The following is a 1,481-nucleotide window of genomic DNA, read 5'->3' as shown; positions in this document are numbered from 1 at the left end:
GAGCGCGTCCTCGTCGCCGACGCCGACCGCTACCGGAAGCCGCAGTTCGGCGACGAGGACGCGCTCCACGTCGGCGGGGTTCGTCAGGAGGTAGGTCTCGCGCGGACCGAGGTCGAATCTGATCACGTCGCCGTAGCTGTCGGCGCAGGCGCGCATGAACGAAAACGGGTCGTCGGCGAACTGGCGACCGTTGCCGAAGAGGGGATCACCGATGGGTCCGGGCGGCGTGACGGACATACGAAAAACAGGGTCTCGGTGAGGTTAAACGTTCGGCAGCGGGGAGCGACGCCGCTCGTTCCGGCCGTCTCTCGGCGCCGTTGGACACCCCGATCGAACCGGCACCATCGACACGATCGGCGACTGCGCGAACCGCCAACGGCGACCGGTCGGTTGCCCCCCGATCGCTCTCACGACAGCTCGCGCAGGTCCATGAACGCGCTCATCATGGCCGATTCGGCCTTCCGGAGGTGTTCCGAGGCGGTGCTCGGGGAGGCGTCGATCCGGTCGGCGACGTCCTCGACGGTCGCGGCCCGCGGGGACTCGTAATACCCGCACTCGACGGCGGCCGCGACCGCGTCGAACTGTCGGTCGGTGAGGCCCGGGTCGAAGAGGTCCTGTCGCCAGTCGTACTCGCCGATCCGGAGAACGGTGGTCTCGATCCGCTCCGGGAGCTCCGCGAGCGCGTCGCGCAGCGCTCCGCCGTTCCCGATGATCGTCAGACGAGCGATCCCGTTCGGACGGAAATCGATCGGCGGAACGACGACGACGCCCGTCCGCTGGAGCGGGCCGAACATCGCCTCGTCGATGTCGTCGCGGCGCTGCGTGAGGAAGACGTAGTATCCCGTCTCGTCGATCTGCGTGACTTCGAACGCTCGGATCCGGTCGACCGCTCGGAGCGCGTCGGTGTACACGTCGATGTCTCCCTCCACGTAGAACAGGAACGTGTCGCGCGGCTCGTTGAGGATCGTTCCGTGGAGAAGTACGTCCCGGTCCACCGCGTCCGACTCGTCGATGAGCCGGTGTATCGGATGGAGCAGGTCCGACGGAAACCGAAGTTCGACTCGGAGGTACTTCACGTCGCCCACTGCCGGCGTCGCGGCTTATAAATACCCGTCTTGATCCGGCAGAAGCGTCGGGTCGTCCGGTCGCGTTCTCCCACGTATGTCGACCGACGCGCGGATCGAACAGGCGGGTGCCGACGCGGAGGCGGACCCGTTTTCTTCGATCGCAGAGCTGATCACGGCACGCGAGACCCATCTCAACGCTCCCGCAGCCCGGATTCGCCCGGACACGGTCCAAGAGGCGCTCTCGACGCTGAAACGGGAGGCCGGCTACGATCACCTCGCCTGTGTCACCGCTCAGGAGTACGAGAACCGCTACGAGTCGATCTACCACCTGCGCTCCTTCGACGATCCGACCCGCGAGGTCAGCGTCGTCGTTCCCGCCGACAAGAACAGCCCGGTCTCGGAGTCGGCCGAGCC

Annotated in this window: 3 protein-coding genes; 1 reads left to right on the top strand and 2 read right to left on the bottom strand. The window is 66.8% G+C overall.

What is annotated here, in order from left to right; all coding sequences use genetic code 11:
• Both DJ69_RS08945 and DJ69_RS08940 read right to left on the bottom strand, forming a co-directional pair.
• On the bottom strand, positions 1 to 237 hold a 237-nt coding region (locus tag DJ69_RS08945), incomplete at its 3' end, for a cytochrome P450 (RefSeq protein WP_144050415.1).
• A gap of 170 nt (positions 238 to 407) precedes the next feature.
• Complete coding sequence (locus DJ69_RS08940) at positions 408 to 1,076, bottom strand: helix-turn-helix domain-containing protein (protein WP_099255296.1); 669 nt, start codon at positions 1,074 to 1,076, stop codon at positions 408 to 410.
• Between the two features lie 85 nt (positions 1,077 to 1,161).
• On the opposite strand from DJ69_RS08940, the gene DJ69_RS08935 reads away from it, so the two are divergent.
• Positions 1,162 to 1,481: NADH-quinone oxidoreductase subunit C (locus DJ69_RS08935; protein WP_144050414.1), on the top strand; the 320-nt coding region annotated here is incomplete at its 3' end.

It is taken from the genome of Halorubrum persicum (assembly GCF_002727125.1).
Lineage (GTDB): Archaea > Halobacteriota > Halobacteria > Halobacteriales > Haloferacaceae > Halorubrum > Halorubrum persicum.
Note: the sequence above shows the minus strand (reverse complement) of the source record. Positions and strands in the feature narration are given on the sequence as shown.